19 protein-coding genes are annotated in these 21,434 nt (G+C 56.8%); 9 read left to right on the top strand and 10 right to left on the bottom strand.

The window, feature by feature from the left end:
* Window positions 1–191: 191 nt before the first annotated feature.
* The 3 genes from yeiB to HP459_RS10215 all read right to left on the bottom strand — a co-directional run bounded on the left by yeiB (window position 192) and on the right by HP459_RS10215 (window position 3,287).
* The gene (gene yeiB / locus HP459_RS10225; protein ID WP_161177090.1) at window positions 192–1,349 is read right to left on the bottom strand and encodes a DUF418 domain-containing protein YeiB; all 1,158 of its coding nucleotides are present in this window, start codon (window positions 1,347–1,349) and stop codon (window positions 192–194) included.
* Between the two features lie 18 nt (window positions 1,350–1,367).
* A complete protein-coding gene (gene folE, locus HP459_RS10220) occupies window positions 1,368–2,036 on the bottom strand; it encodes a GTP cyclohydrolase I FolE (RefSeq protein ID WP_017383384.1) in 669 nt (222 codons plus the stop codon).
* A gap of 102 nt (window positions 2,037–2,138) precedes the next feature.
* Window positions 2,139–3,287 carry a YbfB/YjiJ family MFS transporter gene (locus tag HP459_RS10215; protein WP_023300586.1) on the bottom strand — a complete coding sequence of 383 codons (1,149 nt, stop codon included), beginning with the start codon at window positions 3,285–3,287 and terminating at the stop codon, window positions 2,139–2,141.
* Window positions 3,288–3,424: 137 nt separating this feature from the next.
* Between HP459_RS10215 and fghA the strand changes: the two genes are divergently transcribed.
* Both fghA and HP459_RS10205 read left to right on the top strand, forming a co-directional pair.
* Window positions 3,425–4,252 (top strand): S-formylglutathione hydrolase, encoded by an 828-nt coding sequence (gene fghA / locus HP459_RS10210; RefSeq protein WP_023300587.1) that lies wholly within the window; start codon window positions 3,425–3,427, stop codon window positions 4,250–4,252.
* Between the two features lie 261 nt (window positions 4,253–4,513).
* Window positions 4,514–6,499: a ligand-gated channel protein gene (locus tag HP459_RS10205; RefSeq protein WP_032623906.1), complete on the top strand. Its 1,986-nt coding sequence runs from the start codon at window positions 4,514–4,516 to the stop codon at window positions 6,497–6,499.
* Window positions 6,500–6,556: 57 nt separating this feature from the next.
* On the opposite strand, the gene HP459_RS10200 is transcribed toward HP459_RS10205, so the two are convergent.
* Together HP459_RS10200 and yieE are read right to left on the bottom strand one after the other, a co-directional pair.
* Window positions 6,557–8,023 carry an amino acid permease gene (locus HP459_RS10200; RefSeq protein WP_032623905.1) on the bottom strand — a complete coding sequence of 489 codons (1,467 nt, stop codon included), beginning with the start codon at window positions 8,021–8,023 and terminating at the stop codon, window positions 6,557–6,559.
* Window positions 8,024–8,203: 180 nt separating this feature from the next.
* A complete protein-coding gene (gene yieE / locus HP459_RS10195; RefSeq protein ID WP_017383387.1) occupies window positions 8,204–9,070 on the bottom strand; it encodes a DNA-binding transcriptional regulator YeiE in 867 nt (288 codons plus the stop codon).
* 97 nt (window positions 9,071–9,167) lie between these two features.
* Between yieE and HP459_RS10190 the strand changes: the two genes are divergently transcribed.
* Together HP459_RS10190 and nfo are read left to right on the top strand one after the other, a co-directional pair.
* Window positions 9,168–10,214: a YeiH family protein gene (locus HP459_RS10190; RefSeq protein ID WP_022648702.1), complete on the top strand. Its 1,047-nt coding sequence runs from the start codon at window positions 9,168–9,170 to the stop codon at window positions 10,212–10,214.
* Window positions 10,215–10,278: 64 nt separating this feature from the next.
* Entirely contained in the window at window positions 10,279–11,136 is an 858-nt protein-coding gene (gene nfo, locus HP459_RS10185; protein ID WP_063853858.1) for a deoxyribonuclease IV, read from the top strand.
* A 74-nt stretch (window positions 11,137–11,210) separates the two neighbouring features.
* On the opposite strand, the gene fruA is transcribed toward nfo, so the two are convergent.
* From fruA to fruB, 3 genes are read right to left on the bottom strand one after another with little or no spacing between them, the layout of a single operon-like run.
* Window positions 11,211–12,896, bottom strand: a complete 1,686-nt coding sequence (gene fruA / locus HP459_RS10180) for a PTS fructose transporter subunit IIBC (RefSeq protein ID WP_022648704.1) — start codon at window positions 12,894–12,896, stop codon at window positions 11,211–11,213.
* Window positions 12,897–12,912: 16 nt separating this feature from the next.
* On the bottom strand, window positions 12,913–13,851 hold the full coding sequence (gene fruK / locus HP459_RS10175) for a 1-phosphofructokinase (RefSeq protein WP_006811313.1): 939 nt from the start codon (window positions 13,849–13,851) through the stop codon (window positions 12,913–12,915).
* Complete coding sequence (gene fruB, locus HP459_RS10170) at window positions 13,851–14,981, bottom strand: fused PTS fructose transporter subunit IIA/HPr protein (RefSeq protein WP_022648705.1); 1,131 nt, start codon at window positions 14,979–14,981, stop codon at window positions 13,851–13,853. Before fruB ends, fruK begins: the two co-directional genes overlap by 1 nt.
* A 75-nt stretch (window positions 14,982–15,056) precedes the next feature.
* Here fruB and HP459_RS10165 point away from each other — a divergent pair, with 75 nt between their 5' ends.
* Window positions 15,057–15,236 (top strand): hypothetical protein, encoded by a 180-nt coding sequence (locus HP459_RS10165; RefSeq protein WP_139152663.1) that lies wholly within the window; start codon window positions 15,057–15,059, stop codon window positions 15,234–15,236.
* 103 nt (window positions 15,237–15,339) lie between these two features.
* On the top strand, window positions 15,340–16,521 hold the full coding sequence (gene setB, locus HP459_RS10160; RefSeq protein ID WP_108367157.1) for a sugar efflux transporter SetB: 1,182 nt from the start codon (window positions 15,340–15,342) through the stop codon (window positions 16,519–16,521).
* On the opposite strand, the gene HP459_RS10155 is transcribed toward setB, so the two are convergent.
* Complete coding sequence (locus HP459_RS10155) at window positions 16,518–16,772, bottom strand: YkgJ family cysteine cluster protein (protein ID WP_023300591.1); 255 nt, start codon at window positions 16,770–16,772, stop codon at window positions 16,518–16,520. The genes setB and HP459_RS10155 overlap by 4 nt on opposite strands.
* A gap of 164 nt (window positions 16,773–16,936) precedes the next feature.
* Between HP459_RS10155 and yeiP the strand changes: the two genes are divergently transcribed.
* Window positions 16,937–17,509 (top strand): elongation factor P-like protein YeiP, encoded by a 573-nt coding sequence (yeiP, locus tag HP459_RS10150; RefSeq protein WP_003859355.1) that lies wholly within the window; start codon window positions 16,937–16,939, stop codon window positions 17,507–17,509.
* Between the two features lie 116 nt (window positions 17,510–17,625).
* Here yeiP and uxuA read toward each other — a convergent pair whose 3' ends face one another.
* Entirely contained in the window at window positions 17,626–18,816 is a 1,191-nt protein-coding gene (gene uxuA, locus HP459_RS10145) for a mannonate dehydratase (protein ID WP_022648722.1), read from the bottom strand.
* Between the two features lie 205 nt (window positions 18,817–19,021).
* Between uxuA and HP459_RS10140 the strand changes: the two genes are divergently transcribed.
* Window positions 19,022–20,488: a mannitol dehydrogenase family protein gene (locus tag HP459_RS10140; protein WP_045620893.1), complete on the top strand. Its 1,467-nt coding sequence runs from the start codon at window positions 19,022–19,024 to the stop codon at window positions 20,486–20,488.
* Window positions 20,489–20,611: 123 nt separating this feature from the next.
* Window positions 20,612–21,434, top strand: an 823-nt coding sequence (locus tag HP459_RS10135) for a GTP-binding protein (protein WP_171936171.1), incomplete at its 3' end; no start/stop codon positions are given.

The following is a 21,434-nucleotide window of genomic DNA, read 5'->3' as shown; positions in this document are numbered from 1 at the left end:
ACCCGCCTGGCGGGCGACGTCACGAATGGTGATCATATTCACCACCCTTAAAAGGATTGCAGCAACTCACAGACACCCCCTGTGTTTAGCAAGGTGGCTATTCTGGCAGCGAGAGAGAGGAGACTACGTGAAGAAGCTCACACAGATGAAAACGCTTACATCCGTTTTGTTAATGATTGTGATCCAGATCGTTATCTGGATGTATTACGCAATGACACGCCCGACGCAAGGGCGGTTAACCGTCGCCATACCCACTCCAGCGGGCCCTGGCGGAAAAAACGCAGCCAGATAACTGAAAACACCACGTTAACAACCCAGACCGGAATAACAAACGCCAGCAGCGTCAGGCGGTCGAATTTCATAAACAGGCCGAATCGGTAGAAAAGCGTGGTGCATATCAGCGTTTGCAGGATGTAATTGCTTAACGCCATCCGTCCAACGCAGGCCACCGCACTGACGATCCACAGGCGAGAAAGCCGGGGCCAGAAGCCATAGATCAGCGCCGCATAGCCAATGGTCTGGAACGGCGCGCTCAGTTCGCGCGGCACCTGCAACAGGAACGCGCACCAGCGGTAATCCCACTGAAGATGCCATTGTAAGATCACCGCCGGAAGGTTAATCATCACGCCGAGCAGTACCAGGCCAGCGCCTGTGAGACGATAGTGTCGCAGGCTAAATTCTCCTTTCAGCCAGCCGGTGCGCATCAGGGCTGCGCCCATCAGCATCATCCCCGCCAGCTGCCAGCCGTATTGCGCCCCCAGCGCCAGCAGGTTATCGCCGAGCATATCGGCCCGGTTGCCGATCGCTTCCATGCCGCCTTTCAGCTTCCAGAACTGCTCATATTGCAGATTGGCCGCATCCGGGATCCACGAACGACTGGTGGAAGCATCAGCGATCATGCCAAGCAGCAATAACACGGTCAGTCCCATGACATAGAGCATCACGCCAGTGTTAAAGAGGCTTTTTACACCGGGCGCGTCGCGGATCAGCCGCCAGCAAATCAGGCCCACCAGACCATACGCGAGCAGAATATCGCCGTCCCAGAAAAGCAGCCCGTGAATAAAACCGAGGATAACCAGCAGCGTTAAACGCGACTGGATCCAGCTCGTACCGCGTTTGAGGAGAAGCTGAAGTCCCGCGCCAAACAGAAGCGCAAAGAGGGTCAGAAATTTAACCTGTGCGAAGAGATCAAGGATTGCCCACGTCCAGGCGTCGCTGCGCGTGATGTCGCCATACCATGCAGGGTTCAGATAGGCGGCCTTCGGCAGACCGAAGGCGCTGATATTCAGCAGCAGGATACCGAGAATGGCGACGCCGCGAACAAAATCGAGCGTGACGTTTCGCTCCATGGTCCCTGCCCTGTCTGATTAGTTGTGGTGGCGCACGGCGCGCAGAAACTCCTGGCGGGTGTTCTGGCTCGATTTGAACAGGCCGCCCAGCGAGGTGGTGGTAGTCGCGCTGGTTGCATCACGCACGCCACGCGCTTTCACGCAGTAGTGAACCGCGTCGATAGACACCGCCACGTTGTTAGTCCCCAACAGGGTTTGCAGTGCGGTCAGGATCTGCTGCGTCAGACGCTCCTGCACCTGAGGACGCTGGGCAAAGAACTGCACGATGCGGTTGATCTTGGACAGGCCAATGACCGTATCTTTTGGAATATAGGCCACCGTCGCTTTACCATCGATGGTCACAAAGTGATGCTCGCAGGTGCTGGTCAGCGTGATATCGCGTACCGTCACCATCTCATCGACCTTCATCTTGTTTTCAATGACGGTGATTTTCGGGAAGTTCGCGTAATCCAGGCCGGAGAAAATTTCGTCGACGTACATTTTCGCGATGCGGTGCGGCGTCTCCATCAGGCTGTCGTCGCTCAGATCGAGATTCAGCAGTTGCATGATCTCCGTCATATGGCCGGCGATCAGACTCTTGCGGGTAACATTGTCCAGCTCCTGCACGGGCGGGCGCAGTGGCGTTTCAAGACCGCGCGCAACCAGCGCTTCATGGACAAGGGCTGCTTCTTTACTGAGTGATGACATTCTTTTCTCCTGCAGGTGTGGCGTCTTTTGCCCTCGTTGTGGCAAAAGTGTGCGCTCATTGTGCGTGAGGCGACGCACATAATCCAGTATTCACGTCGATAATTATTGCAATTGCTGTTGCCTTTCAGCCTGACGGTTCCAGACTAACGCTCCGCCAGCGAACAGCGCGATCCCCGCCAGCCCCAGCGCAGGTTCCAGCCGGTGCGTGAGCCAGGTCGAGAGTGCCGACGTGACCGGACCAATCAGCTGACCAATGGCATACCCGGTGGTGAGCAGTCCCGCCATATAACGCGTATGATCTGGCGCCAGCTCGCGACCGTACAGCAGAGAGAGCTGCACGGCGCAGAGGAACCCGCCGCCCACCAGCAGCCCACCCGTTAGCAAGCCGCCAATGCCCGGCAGCAGCCAGGCCGCCAGCACGCCTATCCCCTGTAACCAGAGAACAATCGCCAGCCTGCGGTTAGCGCTTGATGTATGCCGCAGGGCAATACTGAGCGCAATCCCCACCACCGAGGCGGCGCCAAATATTGGCCAGACAAACTGGGCAAACAGGCTGCCGGGGAAACGCACCGCCGCCATTTGCGACAGGAAGGTCGCAGGGAGGATATAGCCGAACCCTGCCAGGCTGTAGCTCCAGACCAGACGCCTGAGATCCGTAGTCAGCAGCAACGGCTCAGGCGCGGTACCGGGGCGATGAAGCTGGCCCGCGCGCGGCAGATAGCGCGCCACCAGCGCAATCAGCACCAGCGCCAGTACGCCGTAGATTTGCCATGCCGCGCCGGCAGACAGAGATCTCGCCTGAATATAGACCGCCAGCAGGCCACTCAGGGCGATGCCGGCCCCGGGTCCGGCAAAGACGGCTGCACTAAGCCCCGGCTTGCCCAGCTGCCCCAGCCGCTCGTTGGTCCAGGCGGCAATCAGCACCATCGACCAGCCGCTCATGCAGCCGATCACAAAGCGCAGCAGACCGTGAACGACAGCATTATCTGCCGCCGCAGAGAGCAGCGTCAGCGCCACCGCGCCAGTGATGCCAAGCCAGAGACGCGTTTCAACGAAGCGATGAGCGCGCATAGCATCCCATGCCCCCACCAGATAGCCCAGGTAGTTCATTGCCGCCACCAGCCCCGCGCTGGTAAGCGTGAGTTGCCCGGCGGCAATCATCAGCGGCACCTGAGGCGTGAAGGCGAAGCGCCCTATCCCCATCGCCACGACCAGAACCACAAATCCGCTGAGCGCGATACGCAGCGCCATGATCGCTCCAATTGTTAAAGAAAAGTAAATTTATGATGCAACATCTCGCCGTCCTGCGAAAGTGAAAGTTGCTCACAGGTCAATGAAAACTCTGTATTATGCGTTTAATGAATAGTCTTTCGGATAAGGAGCCCTGCATGGAACTGCTCGAAGAGCATCGTTGTTTTGAAGGTCGACAGCAGCGCTGGCGGCACGACTCCACCACGCTGAACTGTGCTATGACGTTCAGTATTTTCCTGCCCCCTGCGGACAATCCACCGGTGCTGTACTGGCTTTCAGGCCTGACCTGCAACGACGAAAACTTCACCACCAAAGCGGGCGCCCAGCGTATTGCCGCCGAACTGGGCATTGCGCTGGTGATGCCAGATACGAGCCCGCGTGGCGATGACGTGGCCGACGATGCCGGATACGATTTGGGTAAAGGCGCCGGGTTCTATCTCAACGCCACGGAACAACCCTGGGCGAGCCATTACCTCATGTATGACTACATTCGCGATGAACTGCCTGCCCTGGTGCACTCTCAGTTCGCGGTCAGCGAGCGCTGCGCGATAAGCGGACATTCGATGGGTGGCCACGGGGCGCTGATAATGGCGCTGAAAAATCCTGGGAAATACACCAGCGTGTCCGCATTTGCTCCGATTGTGAACCCAACGCAGGTGCCGTGGGGGCAAAAAGCCTTTACGCACTATCTGGGTGAGGGTGCAGAGAAATGGCAGGAATGGGACAGCTGTGCGCTGATGCTGGCGAGCCAGCCAGAAGACGCTATCCCGATGCTGGTGGATCAGGGTGATGCCGATCAGTTCCTCGCCGGGCAGTTACAGCCTGCGTTGCTGGCGGAAGCCGCGCGCCAGAAGGACTGGCCGCTGACGCTGCGCATACAGCCGGGATACGATCACAGCTATTACTTCATGGCGTCCTTTATTGAAGATCATCTTCGCTTCCATGCGACACATTTGTTCGCGTAAATACAGCTGTTTGCCCGATAGCCTCTCGCCTGTCGGGCCTTTCCCCTCATTTACATAATCCTATCCGCTTGAATCCAGCCTGTTTTCCGTCGCCCTCACCCAAACACAAATGATTTCAATTATCATTTGTGTTTACAATTCTACATTCTTTTGTACAATTCCAGGCTCTTCTCCATCTCAAAGAGTGCTTACAAGACAAAAACATACAGTTCTCAGGGTTATCCCGATGGAGTTTTTTTCATTTTTATACGGAATGTACAAATGACAATACCACGCATTAAGCTCCTGGCCGTCGCCATTGGCGCTGCCACATGTTCCCCCTTCGTTCACGCAGCCGATCAGGATACCGTTGTCGTTACCGCGACGGGTTTTGAACAAAAGATCCAGAATGCCCCCGCCTCCATCTCTGTGATTTCAAAACAGCAGATTGAAGATAAAGCCTACCGTGATGTTACCGATGCCCTGAGAGATGTCCCGGGCGTCGTCGTCACCGGCGGTGGAAGTAGCAGTGATATCAGTATTCGCGGCATGGCCTCTCAGTACACCCTGTTCCTGGTGAACGGCAAACGCGTCAGTACGCGAAGCACCCGCCCAAACAGCGACAACTCGGGTATTGAACAAGGCTGGCTGCCGCCGCTGGAGTCCATTGAGCGCATCGAGGTCATCCGCGGCCCGATGTCCTCGCTTTACGGCTCCGATGCTATGGGTGGCGTCATTAACGTCATTACCAAAAAAGTCTCGAACACCAAAGCCTGGACCGGTTCGTTGCATGGCGATGCAACCTTCCAGGAAAATCATGACTCCGGCGATATCTTCCAGACCAACGCCTACGCCTCTGGTCCCCTGATTGACGGGCTGCTGGGTGCAAAAGTGACGGGGCTGTTGTCACGCCGCGCAGAAGATAAAATCGTGAACGGCTATAACGAGCAGAAAATGCGTAACGGTGGCATTACGCTGAACTTCACGCCGGACGAGAAGAACGATTTCGATCTCGACTTTGCTCGCGAGCTTCAGGACAGAAACAGCACCCCGGGGATGTCGAAAGCAGCTGAAACCTGCCGGGGAACAACCTGTACGCCAAATACCAAAAGCGACTCGCGCTATGAGCACACGACCTACTCGTTAACCCACAGTGGTTATTACGACGACTTCAATACCACCAGCTATATCCAGCAGGAAGAGACCAATAATCCAGGTCGCAAAATGCGTTCCTACAACACCACCTTTAACAACCAGAACCAGATCTTCCTCGGCGATCATACGTTGACCCTCGGCGGGCAGTACCGCTATGAGAAACTGCGCGACAACGGTAATCAGCTGGAAGCTGCTGACGGCCTGAACAAACTGACGCGCTGGAGCTGGGCCCTGTTTGCCGAAGATGAATGGTCAATGACGGAAAGCTTTACGTTGACCGGCGGCCTGCGTATGGACAAAGACCAAAACTACGGGACGAACTGGACGCCGCGCGGTTACGGCGTATGGCACCTGGCCGATCAGTGGACGTTGAAAGGCGGGGTTTCTGCTGGCTATCGTGCGCCGGATCTGCGTCAGTCGTCTGCCAGCTGGGGCCAGGTGACAGGTGGCGGCCGTCTTGACGGTATCATCGTCGGCAACCCGGATCTGAAACCCGAGAAGAGCCTGAGCGAAGAGCTCGCCCTGCTCTGGGATAACAACGATAACCTTAATGCCGGTGTGACGCTGTTTAATACCGACTTCAAGGATAAAATTACGGAAGTTCGCCGCTGTAACAGCAGCGCCGATCCCGCCTGTACGATTGGCGATCATAGCTATGATTTCGTCAGCGATCGCGTCAACGTGGACAAAGCCAATATGCGCGGTGTGGAGTCCTCCTTCGGCTGGAAAATCACGCGCGATGTGAACTGGACTGCAAACTACACCTATACGGAATCCGAGCAGAAGAGCGGCCAGTTCTCCGGCAAGCCACTGAACAAAATGCCAAAACACATGTTCAACACCACCCTGGACTGGCAGGCGACGCCCGACGTCGGCTTCTGGAGCCGTCTGAACCTGCGCGGTAAAACGTCTGAGTACCTGAGCCGCACGTCTATGTCTCAGGGCACACCGTCCTACACTCAGGTGGATGTCGGTATGCGCTACAACGCCAACAAAAACCTGCTGGTTACTGCCGGTGTATATAACATGCTCGATAAGCAGATTGATTACGATACGTATGACACCGTGCTGGATGGCCGCCGCTATACCGTTGGCATGACCTACAGCTTCTGATCTGCCCATAAAAAAGCCCGCTCAACTGAGCGGGCTAAAAGAGAGGAAGTGCGGTTATTATTTAAATCGTTCCGGGAAATCCATTTCACTGTAGCGAACGAAGCGTGTTCCTTTCGTCAGTTTGTAGCCAAACCAGATGATCAGGAACAGCGGAATGCCAATATAGGTGGCCGTGACGGCGCCCCAGTCAATGGTGTCCGCAAGGAAGGCCTCATAGTTCTGACCCAGGGTAATAATCAGGCACAGAACGAAGGCGAAGATCGGCCCCAGCGGGAAGAATCCTGACCGGTACGGCAGGTTATTCAGATCATGCCCCTGCTTGACGTACCCGCGACGGAAACGGTAGTGGCTGATGGCAATGCCCAGCCAGGCAATGAAGCCCGTCATACCAGAGGTGTTAAGCAGCCACAGGTAGACCGTCTGGTTGCCGAACATGGAGGTCAGGAAACAGAGACCCGCAATCACCGTGGTCGCATACAGCGCGTTGCGTGGCACGCCACCGCGAGACAGTTTCGAGAAAATACGCGGCGCTTTACCGTCGCAGGCCAGGGTGTAGAGCATGCGGGTGGAGGCGTACATCCCGGAGTTACCCGCAGACAGTACCGCCGTCAGGATCACCGCGTTCATCACCGCCGCCGCTGAGAGCAGACCCGCGTGCTGGAAGACCAGCGTGAACGGGCTGACGCTGATGTCTTTTACGTCGTTACGCAGCAGGCTTGGGTCGGTATACGGAATGATCAGGCTGATAATCAGGATCGCGAACACATAGAACAGCAGGATACGCCAGAACACCTGACGCACCGCGCGCGGGATGGTCTTCTCCGGGTTTTCGGATTCACCGGCCGCAATGCCAATCAGTTCGGTGCCCTGGAAGGAGAAGCCGACAATCATCGCCACGCCAATCATCGCCGAGAAGCCCCCGGCAAACGGCGCATCGCCTATTGTCCAGTTACTCCAGCCCGCCGGTTCGGCCCCTTTGAAAATACCAACGATCATCGCCACACCGACGACGATAAAGATGATGACGGTTGCCACTTTAATCAAAGAGAACCAGTATTCCGCTTCGCCGAAACCGCGCACGGAGATGTAGTTCAGCAGGAAGATGACCGCCAGGAACAGGGCGCTCCAGATCCAGCCGGGCGTGTCCGGGAACCACCAGGTCATCACCAGCTGTGCCGCGACCAGGTCAACGGCGATGGTCACCGCCCAGTTATACCAGTAGTTCCAGCCCAGCGCGAAGCCGAAGCCTTCCTCAACGTATTTTTGTCCGTAGGTCGAAAACGAACCAGACACCGGCATGTATGCCGCCAGTTCGCCCAGGCTGGTCATCAGGAAGTAGACCATCAGGCCAATCAGGATATAAGAGAATAATGCCCCACCCGGGCCGGCTGCCGAAATTGTTGCGCCAGAGGCAACGAAAAGACCCGTACCGATGGAGCCGCCAATGGCGATCATCGTCAGGTGACGCGCCTTAAGTGCGCGACGTAGCGCGGGCGCTTCTGTGGTTTTAGTTTCTGAAACCATGTGAAAATGCTGTCCATTCAATAAATGAGGCGCGATTGTAGCAGACGATCTGCGTTGCTTCCGGCAGAAATGCTCAGTTATAAGAGAGCTTCATGACTCGGCCAGGATTATAAGTAAAGCATAAAAATGTGGAGTGATAAGCGCACCTGGCCCCGGTAAGCGAAGCGCCACCGGGGAACGTTAAATGGCACAATAGCGCAGAAAACGCTGGAGCGAGCTGGAAAGGTGTTTCTGACGATGGTGGATGCACCACAGCGTGCGCACCAGCTTCGGCAGCGGAACGGGGATCTCAACCAGAGAGCCGGTTTCCAGCTGTTCGGCGATCACCCGTCGGGAAAGACAGCTAATGCCCAGGCCATGACGTACGGCATGCTTAATGGCCTCGGAGTTACCTAACTCCATCCCTAGCTGGAACTGCGGCAGATGGGACAGCAGTAGATAATCGACAATCTCACGCGTGCCGGAGCCCTGCTCTCGCAGGATCCACTGCGCCTGCGCCAGACGCTCCAGCGTAACCTCGCCCTGGAGTAAAGAAGAGGCCGGGGAAGCAAACACCACCAGCTCATCCTCAAGCCAGGGCTCCGCAATGATATCGACGTTGTGGCACGGCCCTTCGATAAGACCGATGTCCACGCGGAAATCAATCACCGCGTTAATCACGTCCTGGCTGTTGCCGACGCTCATCTCCAGCGGCAGGGTCGGAAAATCCCGGCGGTAGCGGGCGATCACTTCCGGCAGGATGTAGTTACCGATCGTGCTGCTGGCGTAGACGCGAATAGCGCCGTTGTCCTCACGGAACAGCTGTTCGATCTCCGTTGCCTGTTCAAGCAAGGCCAGGGCACGCGGATACAGCAGGCGGCCATGTTCGTTTACCACCAGTCGCTTTCCTACCCTGTCGAAAAGCTGGACGCCCAGTTGCCCTTCAAGATCGGTCAAGGCCGCGCTAACGGCGGACTGCGAGAGCGCCAGCATTTGTGACGCCTGGGTTGTCGAGCCGCTTTTCAGCACCTCGGCAAAAACTTCCAGCTGACGCAATGTAATGTGCATGGTTGCTTACCACTTATAAAGATTGATTATAAATATATAATCAATTTTATTTTTAAGCCAGAGCGCCGTAACCTTTAGCCAGACAAAGGAGAAGGTTATGTCAGAAATCACCTTACAACATCATCGTACAGTGTGGCACTTCGTGCCGGGTCTCGCGCTCAGCGCCGTGGTTACCGGCGTGGCCTTATGGGGTGGCAGTATACCAGCTGTTGCCGGTGCAGGGTTCAGCGCCCTGACGCTGGCCATTCTGCTCGGCATGGTGGTCGGGAACACCGTTTACCCGCATATCTGGAAATCCTGCGACGGCGGCGTGATTTTCGCCAAGCAGCATTTATTACGTCTCGGGATCATCCTTTATGGCTTCCGTCTCACCTTTTCGCAGATTGCGGATGTGGGTGTCAGCGGGATTGCCATCGACGTCCTGACCCTTTCGAGCACCTTTTTACTGGCGTGCTTTATCGGCCAGAAGATCTTTGGACTGGACAAACAGACCAGCTGGCTGATCGGTGCGGGTAGCAGCATCTGCGGCGCAGCGGCTGTACTGGCAACAGAGCCGGTAGTCAAAGCCGAAGCCAGTAAAGTCACGGTTGCCGTCGCGACGGTAGTTATCTTCGGTACGCTGGCGATCTTCCTGTATCCAGCCATGTATCCGCTGGTGGCGCACTGGTTTAGCCCGGAAACCTACGGCATTTATATCGGCTCAACCATGCACGAAGTGGCGCAGGTGGTGGCGGCAGGTCACGCCATTAACCCGGAAGCGGAAAACGCGGCGGTCATCGCCAAAATGCTGCGCGTGATGATGCTGGCCCCGTTCCTGATTTTCCTTGCGGCGCGGGTTAAACAGCTGGCTCCGGCAGGCGGCAGCGAGAAAAGCAAAATCACCATTCCGTGGTTTGCGATCCTGTTCATCGTGGTCGCTATCTTCAACTCTTTCCACCTGCTGCCAAAAGCGATGGTGGATATGCTGGTCACGCTGGATACGGTCCTGCTGGCGATGGCAATGGCGGCGCTGGGCGTCACCACGCACGTCAGCGCGCTGAAAAAAGCCGGGGCGAAACCGCTGCTGATGGCGCTGGTGCTGTTCATCTGGCTGATTGTTGGCGGCGGTGCGATTAACCTTGCGGTACACAGCCTGTTGGCATAAACCATCTCGTCCTTCTCCTGTTAACCCGCTATCATAGGCATTTCGGGTTAACAGGAGTCTTTTTATGAAATATGTTGGAGCGCACGTCAGCGCTGCCGGTGGCCTTGCGAATGCCGCCATTCGCGCCGCCGAAATCGAGGCGACCGCTTTCGCCCTGTTCACCAAAAACCAGCGCCAGTGGCGCGCAGCTCCCCTCACCGCGGAAGTGATTGATGACTTCAAAGCCGCCTGCGAGAAATACCGCTATGGGCCTGGGCAGATCCTCCCGCACGACAGCTACCTGATTAACCTCGGCCACCCGGTTGCTGAGGCGCTGGAAAAATCCCGCGAAGCATTCCTGGATGAGGTTCAGCGCTGTGAACAGCTGGGGCTGACGCTGCTGAACTTCCATCCCGGTAGCCATCTGATGCAAATCGACGAAGACGCCTGTCTGGCGCGCATCGCCGAGTCCATAAACATGACGCTGGATAAAACCCAGGGCGTGACGGCGGTGATTGAGAATACCGCCGGTCAGGGCAGCAACCTTGGCTTCAGGTTTGAGCATCTGGCGGCGATCATCGACGGCGTGGAAGACAAATCCCGCGTGGGCGTGTGCATTGATACCTGCCACGCGTTTGCCGCCGGGTATGACCTGCGCACAACCGAGGCCACGAAAAATACCTTCGAAGAGTTCGAGCGTATTGTTGGTTTTAAATATCTTCGCGGTATGCACTTAAACGATGCGAAAAGCGCGTTCGGCAGCCGCGTAGACCGTCACCACAGCCTGGGCGAAGGTAATATCGGCCACGATGCGTTCCGCTTTATCATGCAGGATGCCCGCTTCGACGGCATTCCAATGGTGCTGGAAACCATCAATCCGGATATCTGGGCAGAAGAGATTGCCTGGCTGAAGGCACAGCAGACCGCTGAACAGGCGGCCTAAAAAAAGCCGGGCGCTTAACGCGACCCGGCTTTTTTGTAGGTCGGGTAAGGCGAAGCCGCCACCCGACACCTCTTTTAGGCTGCTTTTGCGACCACTTCCGCTTCCGGACGCTTCAGCACCGCGTAAGACAGACCCGCCACCAGCGTACCGGCAACAATCGCTAGCAGGTAGCCCAGCACCGGCGTGATGGCGCCAGGGATCAGCAGGACGAACAGACCGCCGTGCGGTGCCATCAGTTTCGCACCTACCGCCATGGAGATAGCTCCCGTTACCGCACCGCCGACGATACAGCATGGCAGAACACGCATTGGATCGCGCGCCGCAAACGGGATTGCGCCTTCGGTAATGAAGCACAGACCCAGCACCAGCGCCGCTTTGCCGCCTTCCTGCTGCGCTTTATCGAACTTACGACGGGCAATGATTGTCGCCAGGCCAAGTGCCAGCGGAGGCACCATACCTGCCGCCATGATCGCCGCCATAGGCGCATAGGTCTGGGTACTCAGCAGGCCAACGCCGAACGCGTATGCCGCTTTGTTTACCGGACCGCCCATGTCGGTACACATCATACCGCCGAGGATTGCGCCCAACAGCACCGCGTTCGCCGTCCCCATGGTTTGCAGCCAGTGGGTCAGACCTTCCAGAATGCCCGCGACCGGCTTACCAATCAGGTAAATCATCGCCAGACCGACCACCAGGCTGGAAATCAGCGGGATGATCAGGATAGGTTTCAGCGCCTCCATACTCTGCGGCAGCTTCAGCTTCGAGCTGATGAGCTTCGCCACGTAACCGGCAAGGAAACCGGCGATGATACCGCCGATGAAGCCAGAACCGGTGCTCACGGCCAGCATACCGCCGATAAGACCCGGCGTCAGACCCGGACGGTCAGCGATGGAGAAGGCGATAAAGCCCGCCAGCACCGGCACCATCAGCGCAAACGCGGAGCCGCCACCAATCTGCATCAAGGCTGCCGCCAGCGTGCCCTGCTCTTTAAAGGCTTCGATACCAAAGGCAAAGGAGAGCGCAATACACAGGCCGCCCGCCACCACCATCGGCAGCATGTAGGAAACCCCGGTTAACAGGTGACGATAGGCACCCGCAGACTCTTTCTTACCTTCGCCAGGCGTTTTAGCCGCACCGGTCGCCTGATAAGGTTTGGCTTCCGCCAGCGCTTTATCAAACTCCTGCGCAGTTTTCTTCAGCGCCAGGCCGGTTGAGGTGCGGTACATCGGCTTACCGGCAAACTTCGCCAGATCCACTTCGATATCGGCCGCCACGATCACCAGATCGGCTTCGGCCACCTCTTCCGGCGTGATGGCATTACCCGCGCCAACAGAGCCACGAGTTTCAACCTTCACCCACCAGCCGCGTTTTTTCGCTTCGGTTTCAATGGCTTCAGCCGCCATAAAGGTGTGAGCCACACCTGTCGGGCAGGCCGTTACCGCAACAATGCGTTTCGGCCCAGCGGTTGCGACCGGCGCGGCCTCAACGGGTGCGCTGTAAACCGTCGCATGACCTTTTGCTTCGCTCAGAAACAGTTCAGGGTGTGCCACCGCGCGGTTAATATCGCCCAGCCATACTTTTTTGCCGTTCAGGGCGCTGTCCGCGGGGATTTTGTCGCCCAGAACAATCGCCATTTCAGCATCACCCGGGTTATCAATGATATCCAGGTGCGCTTTTTGTGCCGCCGCGCCCAGCAGGGTCTTCGCCATATAGGCACGAGCCTGTCCGAGACCGGAGTCAATGATCAGCAGCGTTTTCATTATTCCTCTCCTGCTGTTAGTTAAAAGGTTTTAAGTCAACGCGCGCCATCATCGCGGCTAACTGGGTACGATCGGTAATACCGACATTGCTCTGGCTCACGGCCAGGGCCGCAACGGCGGTAGCAAGGCGTAGGGTATGTTCACTGGATTCGCGCATCAGCAGACCGTAGATCAGGCCGCCAACCATCGAATCCCCGGCACCCACGGTGCTGACCACTTCCATAGAAGGCGGTTTGGCAATCCATTCCCCGGAGGCGTTAACCCACAGGGCACCTTCTGCACCCAGCGAAATCACCACATGAGCGATACCCTGCTCGCGCAGCGCATGGGCAGCGTCAATCACATCCTTTAATTCTGGCAGCTTACGGCCCGCCCAGATTTCCAGTTCACGGCGGTTAGGCTTAACCAGCCATGGCGAGGCTTTCAGACCGGCGACCAGCGCGTCGCGGCTGCTGTCAAAAATAATGCACGGGCACTGGCTGCGCAGGCGCGTCATCCAGTCGGTGAACGCTTCCGGGCTGACGCCGGACGGCAAGCTGCCGCTGACGCACACCATGTCAAACTGGCCCAGCCAGCTCAGGGAATCGGCAACGAAGCGCTCCCAGTCAGCCGGGGTCACTTCGAAGCCGGAGAAGTTCAGATCGGTCACTTCACCGTCTTTCTCGGTCAGCTTAACGTTAATACGGGTACGGCCCTGCACAACCTGAAAACGGTTAGCGATGCCCAGTTCACTAAACAACTGCTGAAAACCGTCCTGGTTGTCTTTGCCAAGGAAGCCGCCAACGGTGACGTCGATGCCGAGATCTTTCAGCACCTTCGCCACGTTAATCCCTTTCCCTGCGGCATGCAGGCCGGTGGTTCGCACCAGGTTAACTTCGCCACGCTCAATTTCCGGGCAGAAGCCCACCAGATCGTAAGCCGGGTTCAGCGTAATGGTCGCAACACGTCTGCTCATTATGCGCCCTCCCCCAGACCGGCCGCGATGGCGTCGCCAATCGCTTTCAGCGCCTGTTCAGCATCAGCACCCTGCGCGGTAAAACGCAGACGATGGCCTTTCTTCACACCCAGCGCGACAACTTTCATCAGGCTGCGCCCGTTGGCTGGTTTACCCGAACCGTCCAGATTGGTCACGGTGATCTCACTTTCAAATTGTTTAATGGTATTCACCAGCATGGTGCCCGGACGGGCATGCAGGCCGTGTTCGTTACGCACCACGTACTCTGCGCTCAGCAGGTCGTCCGTCAGCGCATCGTCGCTGGTCAACAGAGCCAGCACCGTCGCCGCGTCTGCGTTCAGCAGTTTTTCAGCTTTATTGTTCAGCAGCAGATCGCCAAGGCGCTTCAGCACGGAAACCGGCTGATCGTCAGCCATGGCAACGGTTACCAGCATCGCGGCGCGTTCGCCGTCTGTCTCAAAGGCAACCGCAGCACGGCTGACCGCGATAGCACTGCGCAGGTTGCCTTCAGCACTGTCGTTCAGCCAGATGCCCTGACCCAGGTTTAAAGGCTTATCATTGATGGTGCGGGTCACAAAGGCGGTATCAGCCGCCCCCACCTCTTTCAGGCGAGCCGCGTTCAGCGCCTGGAGCGTCACCAGATCGGACGCAACGACGTCCAGCATCAGGGTTTCATTATCCAGCTTCAGCGCTTCGCTCTGTTTTTCGCCCATCAGCAGGGCACGCAGCTCTTCAGCAGTGGTGGCGGATTTAAGCTGTTCCGCGACGGCATCATCGCTCAGCACGTGCGTCAGCTGACGCAGCAGGCCCAGGTGTTCGTCACCGCTTGCCGCGATACCGATCGCCACGTAAGCCACCTGCCCCTCGCCCCAGAGCACGCCCTGCGGGAACTGGTAAACCTGCACGCCGGTTTTCAGCACCTGATCGCGGGTGTCCGTGGTGCCGTGCGGAATTGCAATACCGTTACCGAGGAAGGTGGAGGTCTGCTGTTCACGCGCCAGCATGCCGTTGACGTAGCCGTCCGCCACGTTGCCAGCCTGCACGAGCGCAGCGGCGACCTGGCGAATAGCCTCTTCTTTATTCCCGGCCTGTTCGCCCGGGTGGATATCCTGAACAGATAACTGGAACATGATTCTCCTCTCCTGCTGAAATTGAATCGTTTCAGCTTAACTGAGAAAATATGCGCTAACCTGCTTCTACAGGACATGCAAGATAGCGCTGAAACGTTTCAAGAAGTCTTGTCTTTTCTACAAAAGGTTGCAAGAAAAGTTACATTTCTTGTTGCAGAATTTAGAAGTGCAGCACATTTCTTCTTCAATAGGGAGGTTTTTGCTGATGTTCAGCAAACAGGTTCAGCACGCTTCAGCGAAACAGCGTTAAACTGAAATGCTATTTTGATTTATTGTGGCAATCTTGATTTTGCCCTCTGTTTATTTAATGACAGGCGGCGTAAACTCCGCCTCTCTCTGTTACTCGCAAAGACTGAACATGCATAACACCCCCGCTGCCGCCTCACCAAAGCCCTTTGATTTGACGTCAACGGCGTTTTTGATCGTTGCTTTCCTCACCGGTATTGCCGGTGCGTTACAAACGCCTACGCTGAGCCTGTTTCTGACCAACGAAGTCCACGCGCGTCCGGCGATGGTTGGCTTCTTCTTCACCGGGAGCGCCATCATTGGCATCCTGGTCAGCCAGTTTCTGGCCGGGCGTTCCGACAGAAAAGGCGATCGTAAAAGCCTGATCGTCTTTTGCTGTCTGCTGGGCGTTTTCGCCTGCGTGTTGTTTGCCTGGAACCGCAACTATTTCATTCTGCTGTTTGTTGGGGTGTTCCTGAGCAGCTTCGGCTCGACCGCCAACCCGCAGATGTTCGCCCTTGCCCGCGAGCACGCCGACCGTACCGGACGGGAAGCGGTGATGTTCAGCTCGATACTGCGCGCGCAGGTGTCGCTTGCGTGGGTGATTGGCCCCCCGCTCGCCTACGCGCTGGCAATGGGTTTTGGCTTTACGGTAATGTACCTCAGCGCGGCGGTAGCCTTCGTGGTGTGTGGCGCAATGGTATGGTTCTTCCTGCCTTCCATGCGTAAAGAGCCGAAAGTGGCGACCGGTACGCTGGAAGCACCGCGGCGTAACCGGCGCGACGCACTACTGTTATTCATTATCTGTACGCTGATGTGGGGAACGAACAGCCTCTATATCATTAATATGCCGTTGTTTATTATTGATGAGCTGCATCTGCCGGAGAAGCTGGCCGGGATCATGATGGGAACCGCCGCGGGGCTTGAGATCCCCACCATGCTGATTGCGGGCTATTACGCGAAGCGCTTCGGCAAGCGCTTTTTGATGCGCATCGCCGCCGTTGCCGGGCTGCTGTTTTATATCGGTATGCTGACGGTTCATACGCCAGCCCTGCTTCTTGCTTTACAGCTGCTGAACGCCATTTATATCGGCATCCTGGCCGGTATCGGCATGCTCTACTTCCAGGATCTGATGCCGGGTCAGGCAGGCGCTGCCACCACCCTTTATACTAATACCACCCGCGTGGGCTGGATTATTGCAGGCTCACTGGCGGGCATTGTGGCTGAAATCTGGAACTATCATACGGTGTTCTGGATTGCGCTGGTGATGTGCGTCCTGACGCTGAGCTGCCTGACGCGGATCAAAGACGTTTAAGGCGCGGTGAGCGCTTCCAGCTCAAGCAGGTAAGTGATGGCCTGCTGGCGCGTACTGCCGCACATTTCGGCGCCAGGCTGGAGCCCGGAGCACACCTTCGGGCGTAAAGGCGAGCCAAAGATCATGCACAGGTTGGAGTCAGAGAGCTGAACGCAGCGGGTATTGGCAGGCTTGCCTTGTGGCATGCCTGGAATGGGGCTTGAGATGGACGGTGCGGTACAGCACGCGCCACAGTCGGAACGACAATCCATACATGCTCTCTGTTGGTGGCAGATGCCCGCGCAGTCGGGCATTGCGCGCACAGTAACACCTTTTATGTATTGATAGCAAAACCCACGAATTCCGCTTGCCTGAAAGGCCGCGCGCGAGTAATTTGGCGCGATATTTTTTACCTCCCGTAAACAGGATTACTGCAATGCCAAGAGCGAACGAAATCAAGAAAGGTATGGTACTGAATTACAACGGCAAACTGCTGATTGTGAAAGATATCGACATTCAGGCACCCAGCGCCCGTGGCGCAGCAACGCTGTATAAAATGCGTTTCTCCGATGTCCGTACCGGCCTGAAAGTGGAAGAACGTTTTAAAGGCGACGATATCGTGGATACCGTGACCCTGACCCGTCGCTACGTTGATTTCTCCTACATCGACGGCAACGAATACGTGTTCATGGATAAAGAAGATTACACCCCGTATATCTTCACCAAAGATCAGATCGAAGAAGAGCTGCTGTTTATTCCTGAAGGTGGAATGCCGGACATGCAGGTGCTGACCTGGGATGGCGTGCTGCTGGCGCTGGAGCTGCCGCAGACCGTTGATCTGGAAATCGTTGAAACGGCACCGGGCATCAAAGGCGCGTCTGCAAGCGCGCGTAACAAACCGGCTACCCTGACTACCGGTCTGGTCGTACAGGTGCCAGAATACCTGTCAGCGGGCGAGAAAATCCGTATCCATATCGAAGAAAAACGCTATATGGGTCGCGCTGACTGATTGTGGCGTTTGCCGGGTGGCGGCTGCGCCTTACCCGGCCTACAAAAACACAAAAACCGGCCTCAGAGCCGGTTTTTCGTAGGCCCGGTAAGCGTAGCGCCACCGGGCAATCAGGCTTACAGAAGCTCTGGATACTTCGTCATTTTCAGCGCCAGCTCGATACCGCGCACTTCCGCCATCCCTTTCAGACGGCCAATCGCCGAATACCCTGGATTCGTTTTCTTGCGCAGATCGTCCAGCATCTGATGCCCGTGATCCGGACGGAACGGGATAGGACGTACATCCCCCGCCTGCTTACGACGTACTTCTTCAGAGAGAATGGCATCCACCACCGCAACCATGTTCACGTCGCCGCCAAGGTGGGCTGCTTCATGGAAGGTTTTTGGATTCTCTTCACGGCAGGTTGCACGCAGGTGAGTGAAATGAATGCGATCCCCAAAGGTTTCGATCATCCGCACCAGATCGTTATCCGCACGCACGCCGTAAGAGCCCGTACACATGGTAAAGCCGTTGTAGATGCTGTCCACCGTCTCTTTTAGCCACTGCATATCCTCAATGGTCGACACGATACGCGGCAGGCCGAGGATTGGACGCGGTGGATCGTCCGGATGGACCGCCAGCCGCACGCCCGCTTCTTCTGCCACCGGCACGATAGCGCGCAGGAAGTGCGCCATGTTTTCACGCAGCTGGTTTTTATCGATATCGCCATATTCCGCCAGGCGCGCGCGGAACTGATCGAGGGTATAGCCCTCTTCCGCCCCCGGCAGGCCCGCGATAATATTGCGAACCAGCTTCTCAATGTCCGCTTCACTGGCGGCATTGAACCACGCCAGCGCCTGCTGCTGCTCTTCGGCGGTGTAGTCTGCTTCCGCCCCCGGACGCTTCAGAATGTGCAGCTCAAAAGCCGCAAAAGCGATTTGATCGAAACGCAGCGCCTTCGAACCATCGGCCATTTCATATTCCAGGTCGGTACGCGTCCAGTCCAGAATTGGCATAAAGTTATAGCAGACGGTATCAATACCGCAGGCCGCCAGGTTACGAATGCTCTGCTGATAATTCGCAATCCAGGTTTCACACTCACCGGAGTGGGTTTTGATATCTTCGTGAACCGGAATACTTTCCACGACAGACCAGGTTAGACCCTTCTCTGCCAGCTGTGCCTGACGCTTTTGGATTTCCTCCACCGGCCACACCTGACCGTTCGGAATATGATGCAGCGCCGTGACCACACCCGTTGCGCCAGCCTGACGCACATCATCAAGAGAAACCGGATCGTTCGGCCCGTACCAACGCCAGGTTTGTTCCATTGCCCCACCCTCTCAAGTTGTTATACCAATATGGATTACCTCAATGACGACTACCATACATGTTTAATCGAAGTGGTCAACACAGCGCGCGACATTGATTGATCAAACTCACATAACCGGGATATTTACGGCTTACCAATTTTATTTGTTGTCATATAACTTTACACTGGCATTGTTAATTAATGGTTAATCAGGTGTGTACTACATGAAGACTATTGCCTCCACCGCGCTTCCTGCTCATGTCCAGCAGCCCCGCTACGATCGCGAGCAGTTACGCTCCCGCATCGTCCATTTCGGCTTTGGCGCGTTCCACCGGGCGCATCAGGCGTTGTTAACAAACCGGGTGCTGAACGCCAAAGGAGGCGACTGGGGTATTTGTGAGATTAGCCTCTTTAGCGGCGATGTTCTCATGCGCCAGCTCCGCGCGCAGGATCATCTGTTTACCGTGCTGGAGAAAGGTGCCGAAGGCAATCAGCCCATTATTATCGGTGCGGTAAAAGAGTGCCTGAACGCAAAACTCGACTCGCTGGCAGCCATTATTGAGAAGTTCTGCGAACCGCAGGTGGCCATTGTCTCCCTCACCATTACCGAAAAAGGCTACTGCATCGATCCGGCGACGGGGAAACTGGATATGCACAACAGCCGCATTCTGCACGATCTTGAGCATCCGTCTGAGCCGCATTCCGCGCCGGGTATTCTGGTCGAAGCGCTTCATCGCCGCCGCGAGCGCGGCCTGCCGGCGTTTACCGTGCTCTCCTGCGACAACATTCCCGATAACGGCCACGTGGTGAAAAATGCCGTTCTCGGCATGGCCGGAAAGCGTTCCGCAGAGCTGGCCGGATGGATCGAGGCGCACGTGAGCTTCCCTGGCACCATGGTCGACCGAATCGTGCCCGCCGCCACTGACGCCTCACTCGCGGAAATCACCCAGGAACTTGGCGTTGAAGATCCCTGCGCCATCAGCTGTGAACCGTTCATTCAGTGGGTAGTGGAAGATAACTTTGTCGCCGGGCGTCCGGAATGGGAGGTTGCAGGCGTACAGATGGTTGAGGATGTCCTGCCCTGGGAGCAGATGAAGCTGCGGATGCTGAACGGCAGCCACTCCTTCCTGGCGTATCTGGGCTACCTTGCCGGCTACGCGCACATAAATGAATGTATGCAGGACGACAGCTTCCGCGAGGCTGCCCGCAGGCTGATGCTGAATGAGCAGGCCCCTACGCTGCGTATCACCAACGTCGATCTGACAGCCTATGCTGACAGCCTGCTTGACCGCTTCGCCAACCCGGCGCTACAGCACCGCACCTGGCAAATCGCTATGGACGGCAGTCAGAAGCTGCCTCAGCGCATGCTGGATGGGATCCGCATGCATCTTGAGCGTAACACCGCCTGGCCATTACTGGCGCTGGGCGTCGCAGGCTGGATGCGCTACGTCAGCGGGACGGACGACCAGGGCAACGCCATTGACGTGCGCGATCCACTGAGCGACAAGTTTCAGGCCATTGTCGCTTCCAGCAGTGACGCAGAACGCGTTAGCGCCCTGCTGACGCTAAAAGAAATCTTTGGCGACGACCTGCCGCAAAACCCTGTCTTTGTCGAGGCAATCACCGGCGCGTACCAGCGCCTCGTCCGGCTCGGCGCGCGTCAGGCCGTTATCGAAACGTTAAAAATTTAGCGATTATTGCGTTTAAGGCGAACGGTTTTACGCTCCGTTCGCCCTCCCTCTTCTCAATGCCCGATTTTTTCGTCAGGATGATAGATAGTTGTTACTACATCACAATTATTTATCGGAGCGCACGTGACCAAAACCAACCTGATCACCGGTTTTCTCGGCAGCGGTAAAACTACGTCCATTCTGCATTTGCTGGCCAATAAAGATCCGGCGGAAAAGTGGGCCGTGCTGGTCAACGAATTTGGCGAAGTGGGGATCGACGGCGCGTTGCTCGCCGACAGCGGCGCGATGGTGAAAGAGATCCCGGGCGGGTGTATGTGCTGCGTGAATGGTCTGCCGATGCAGGTCGGACTGAATACGCTGCTGCGTCAGGGCAAGCCTGACCGTCTGCTGATTGAACCCACTGGGCTGGGTCATCCGAAGCAAATTCTTGATTTACTGACCGCCCCGGTCTACGAGCCGTGGCTTGAGCTGCGTGCGACGCTTTGCCTGCTCGACCCCCGCCAGCTGCTGGATGAAAAAGCGATCAATAACGACAATTTCCGCGACCAGCTCGCCTCGGCAGACATCATCGTGGCGAATAAATCCGATCGCGCGACGGCTGAGAGTCAGGCCGCGTTCAATGCCTGGTGGCAGCAGGCTGGCGGTGGACGTCAGTACGTGCAGACCACCCAGGGCAACATTGATGGCGCCCTGCTCGATCTTCCCCGCCTCAACCAGACGCAACTGCCTGCCAGCGCTGAGCATTCGCATAGCCACGGCGCGAAGCAAGGTCTGGCAGCGCTGAGCCTGCCGGAACATCAGCGCTGGCGTCGAAATCTGAACAGCGGCCAGGGACACCAGGCCTGCGGCTGGATCTTCGATGCCGATACGGTTTTCGACACCATTGGTATACTGGAATGGGCGAGACTGGCGCCGGTTGAGCGGGTAAAAGGGATCATGCGCACCC

It is taken from the genome of Enterobacter sp. CM29, assembly GCF_013179605.1.
Taxonomy (GTDB): Bacteria; Pseudomonadota; Gammaproteobacteria; order Enterobacterales; family Enterobacteriaceae; genus Enterobacter; species Enterobacter intestinihominis.
Note: the sequence above shows the minus strand (reverse complement) of the source record. Positions and strands in the feature narration are given on the sequence as shown.

Excerpts from the sequence above, each read along its gene's own strand:
- fruK (WP_006811313.1), bottom strand. The coding sequence starts at position 13,851 with ATGAGCAGACGTGTTGCGACCATTACGCTGAACCCGGCTTACGATCTG.
- setB (WP_108367157.1), top strand. The coding sequence starts at position 15,340 with ATGCATAACACCCCCGCTGCCGCCTCACCAAAGCCCTTTGATTTGACG.
- yieE (WP_017383387.1), bottom strand. The coding sequence starts at position 9,070 with ATGCACATTACATTGCGTCAGCTGGAAGTTTTTGCCGAGGTGCTGAAA.
- HP459_RS10155 (WP_023300591.1), bottom strand. The coding sequence starts at position 16,772 with ATGGATTGTCGTTCCGACTGTGGCGCGTGCTGTACCGCACCGTCCATC.
- HP459_RS10200 (WP_032623905.1), bottom strand. The coding sequence starts at position 8,023 with ATGGTTTCAGAAACTAAAACCACAGAAGCGCCCGCGCTACGTCGCGCA.
- uxuA (WP_022648722.1), bottom strand. The coding sequence starts at position 18,816 with ATGGAACAAACCTGGCGTTGGTACGGGCCGAACGATCCGGTTTCTCTT.
- yeiP (WP_003859355.1), top strand. The coding sequence starts at position 16,937 with ATGCCAAGAGCGAACGAAATCAAGAAAGGTATGGTACTGAATTACAAC.
- folE (WP_017383384.1), bottom strand. The coding sequence starts at position 2,036 with ATGTCATCACTCAGTAAAGAAGCAGCCCTTGTCCATGAAGCGCTGGTT.
- HP459_RS10205 (WP_032623906.1), top strand. The coding sequence starts at position 4,514 with ATGACAATACCACGCATTAAGCTCCTGGCCGTCGCCATTGGCGCTGCC.
- nfo (WP_063853858.1), top strand. The coding sequence starts at position 10,279 with ATGAAATATGTTGGAGCGCACGTCAGCGCTGCCGGTGGCCTTGCGAAT.
- fghA (WP_023300587.1), top strand. The coding sequence starts at position 3,425 with ATGGAACTGCTCGAAGAGCATCGTTGTTTTGAAGGTCGACAGCAGCGC.
- HP459_RS10215 (WP_023300586.1), bottom strand. The coding sequence starts at position 3,287 with ATGGCGCTGCGTATCGCGCTCAGCGGATTTGTGGTTCTGGTCGTGGCG.
- HP459_RS10165 (WP_139152663.1), top strand. The coding sequence starts at position 15,057 with ATGCAAGATAGCGCTGAAACGTTTCAAGAAGTCTTGTCTTTTCTACAA.
- yeiB (WP_161177090.1), bottom strand. The coding sequence starts at position 1,349 with ATGGAGCGAAACGTCACGCTCGATTTTGTTCGCGGCGTCGCCATTCTC.
- HP459_RS10140 (WP_045620893.1), top strand. The coding sequence starts at position 19,022 with ATGAAGACTATTGCCTCCACCGCGCTTCCTGCTCATGTCCAGCAGCCC.
- HP459_RS10190 (WP_022648702.1), top strand. The coding sequence starts at position 9,168 with ATGTCAGAAATCACCTTACAACATCATCGTACAGTGTGGCACTTCGTG.
- fruA (WP_022648704.1), bottom strand. The coding sequence starts at position 12,896 with ATGAAAACGCTGCTGATCATTGACTCCGGTCTCGGACAGGCTCGTGCC.
- fruB (WP_022648705.1), bottom strand. The coding sequence starts at position 14,981 with ATGTTCCAGTTATCTGTTCAGGATATCCACCCGGGCGAACAGGCCGGG.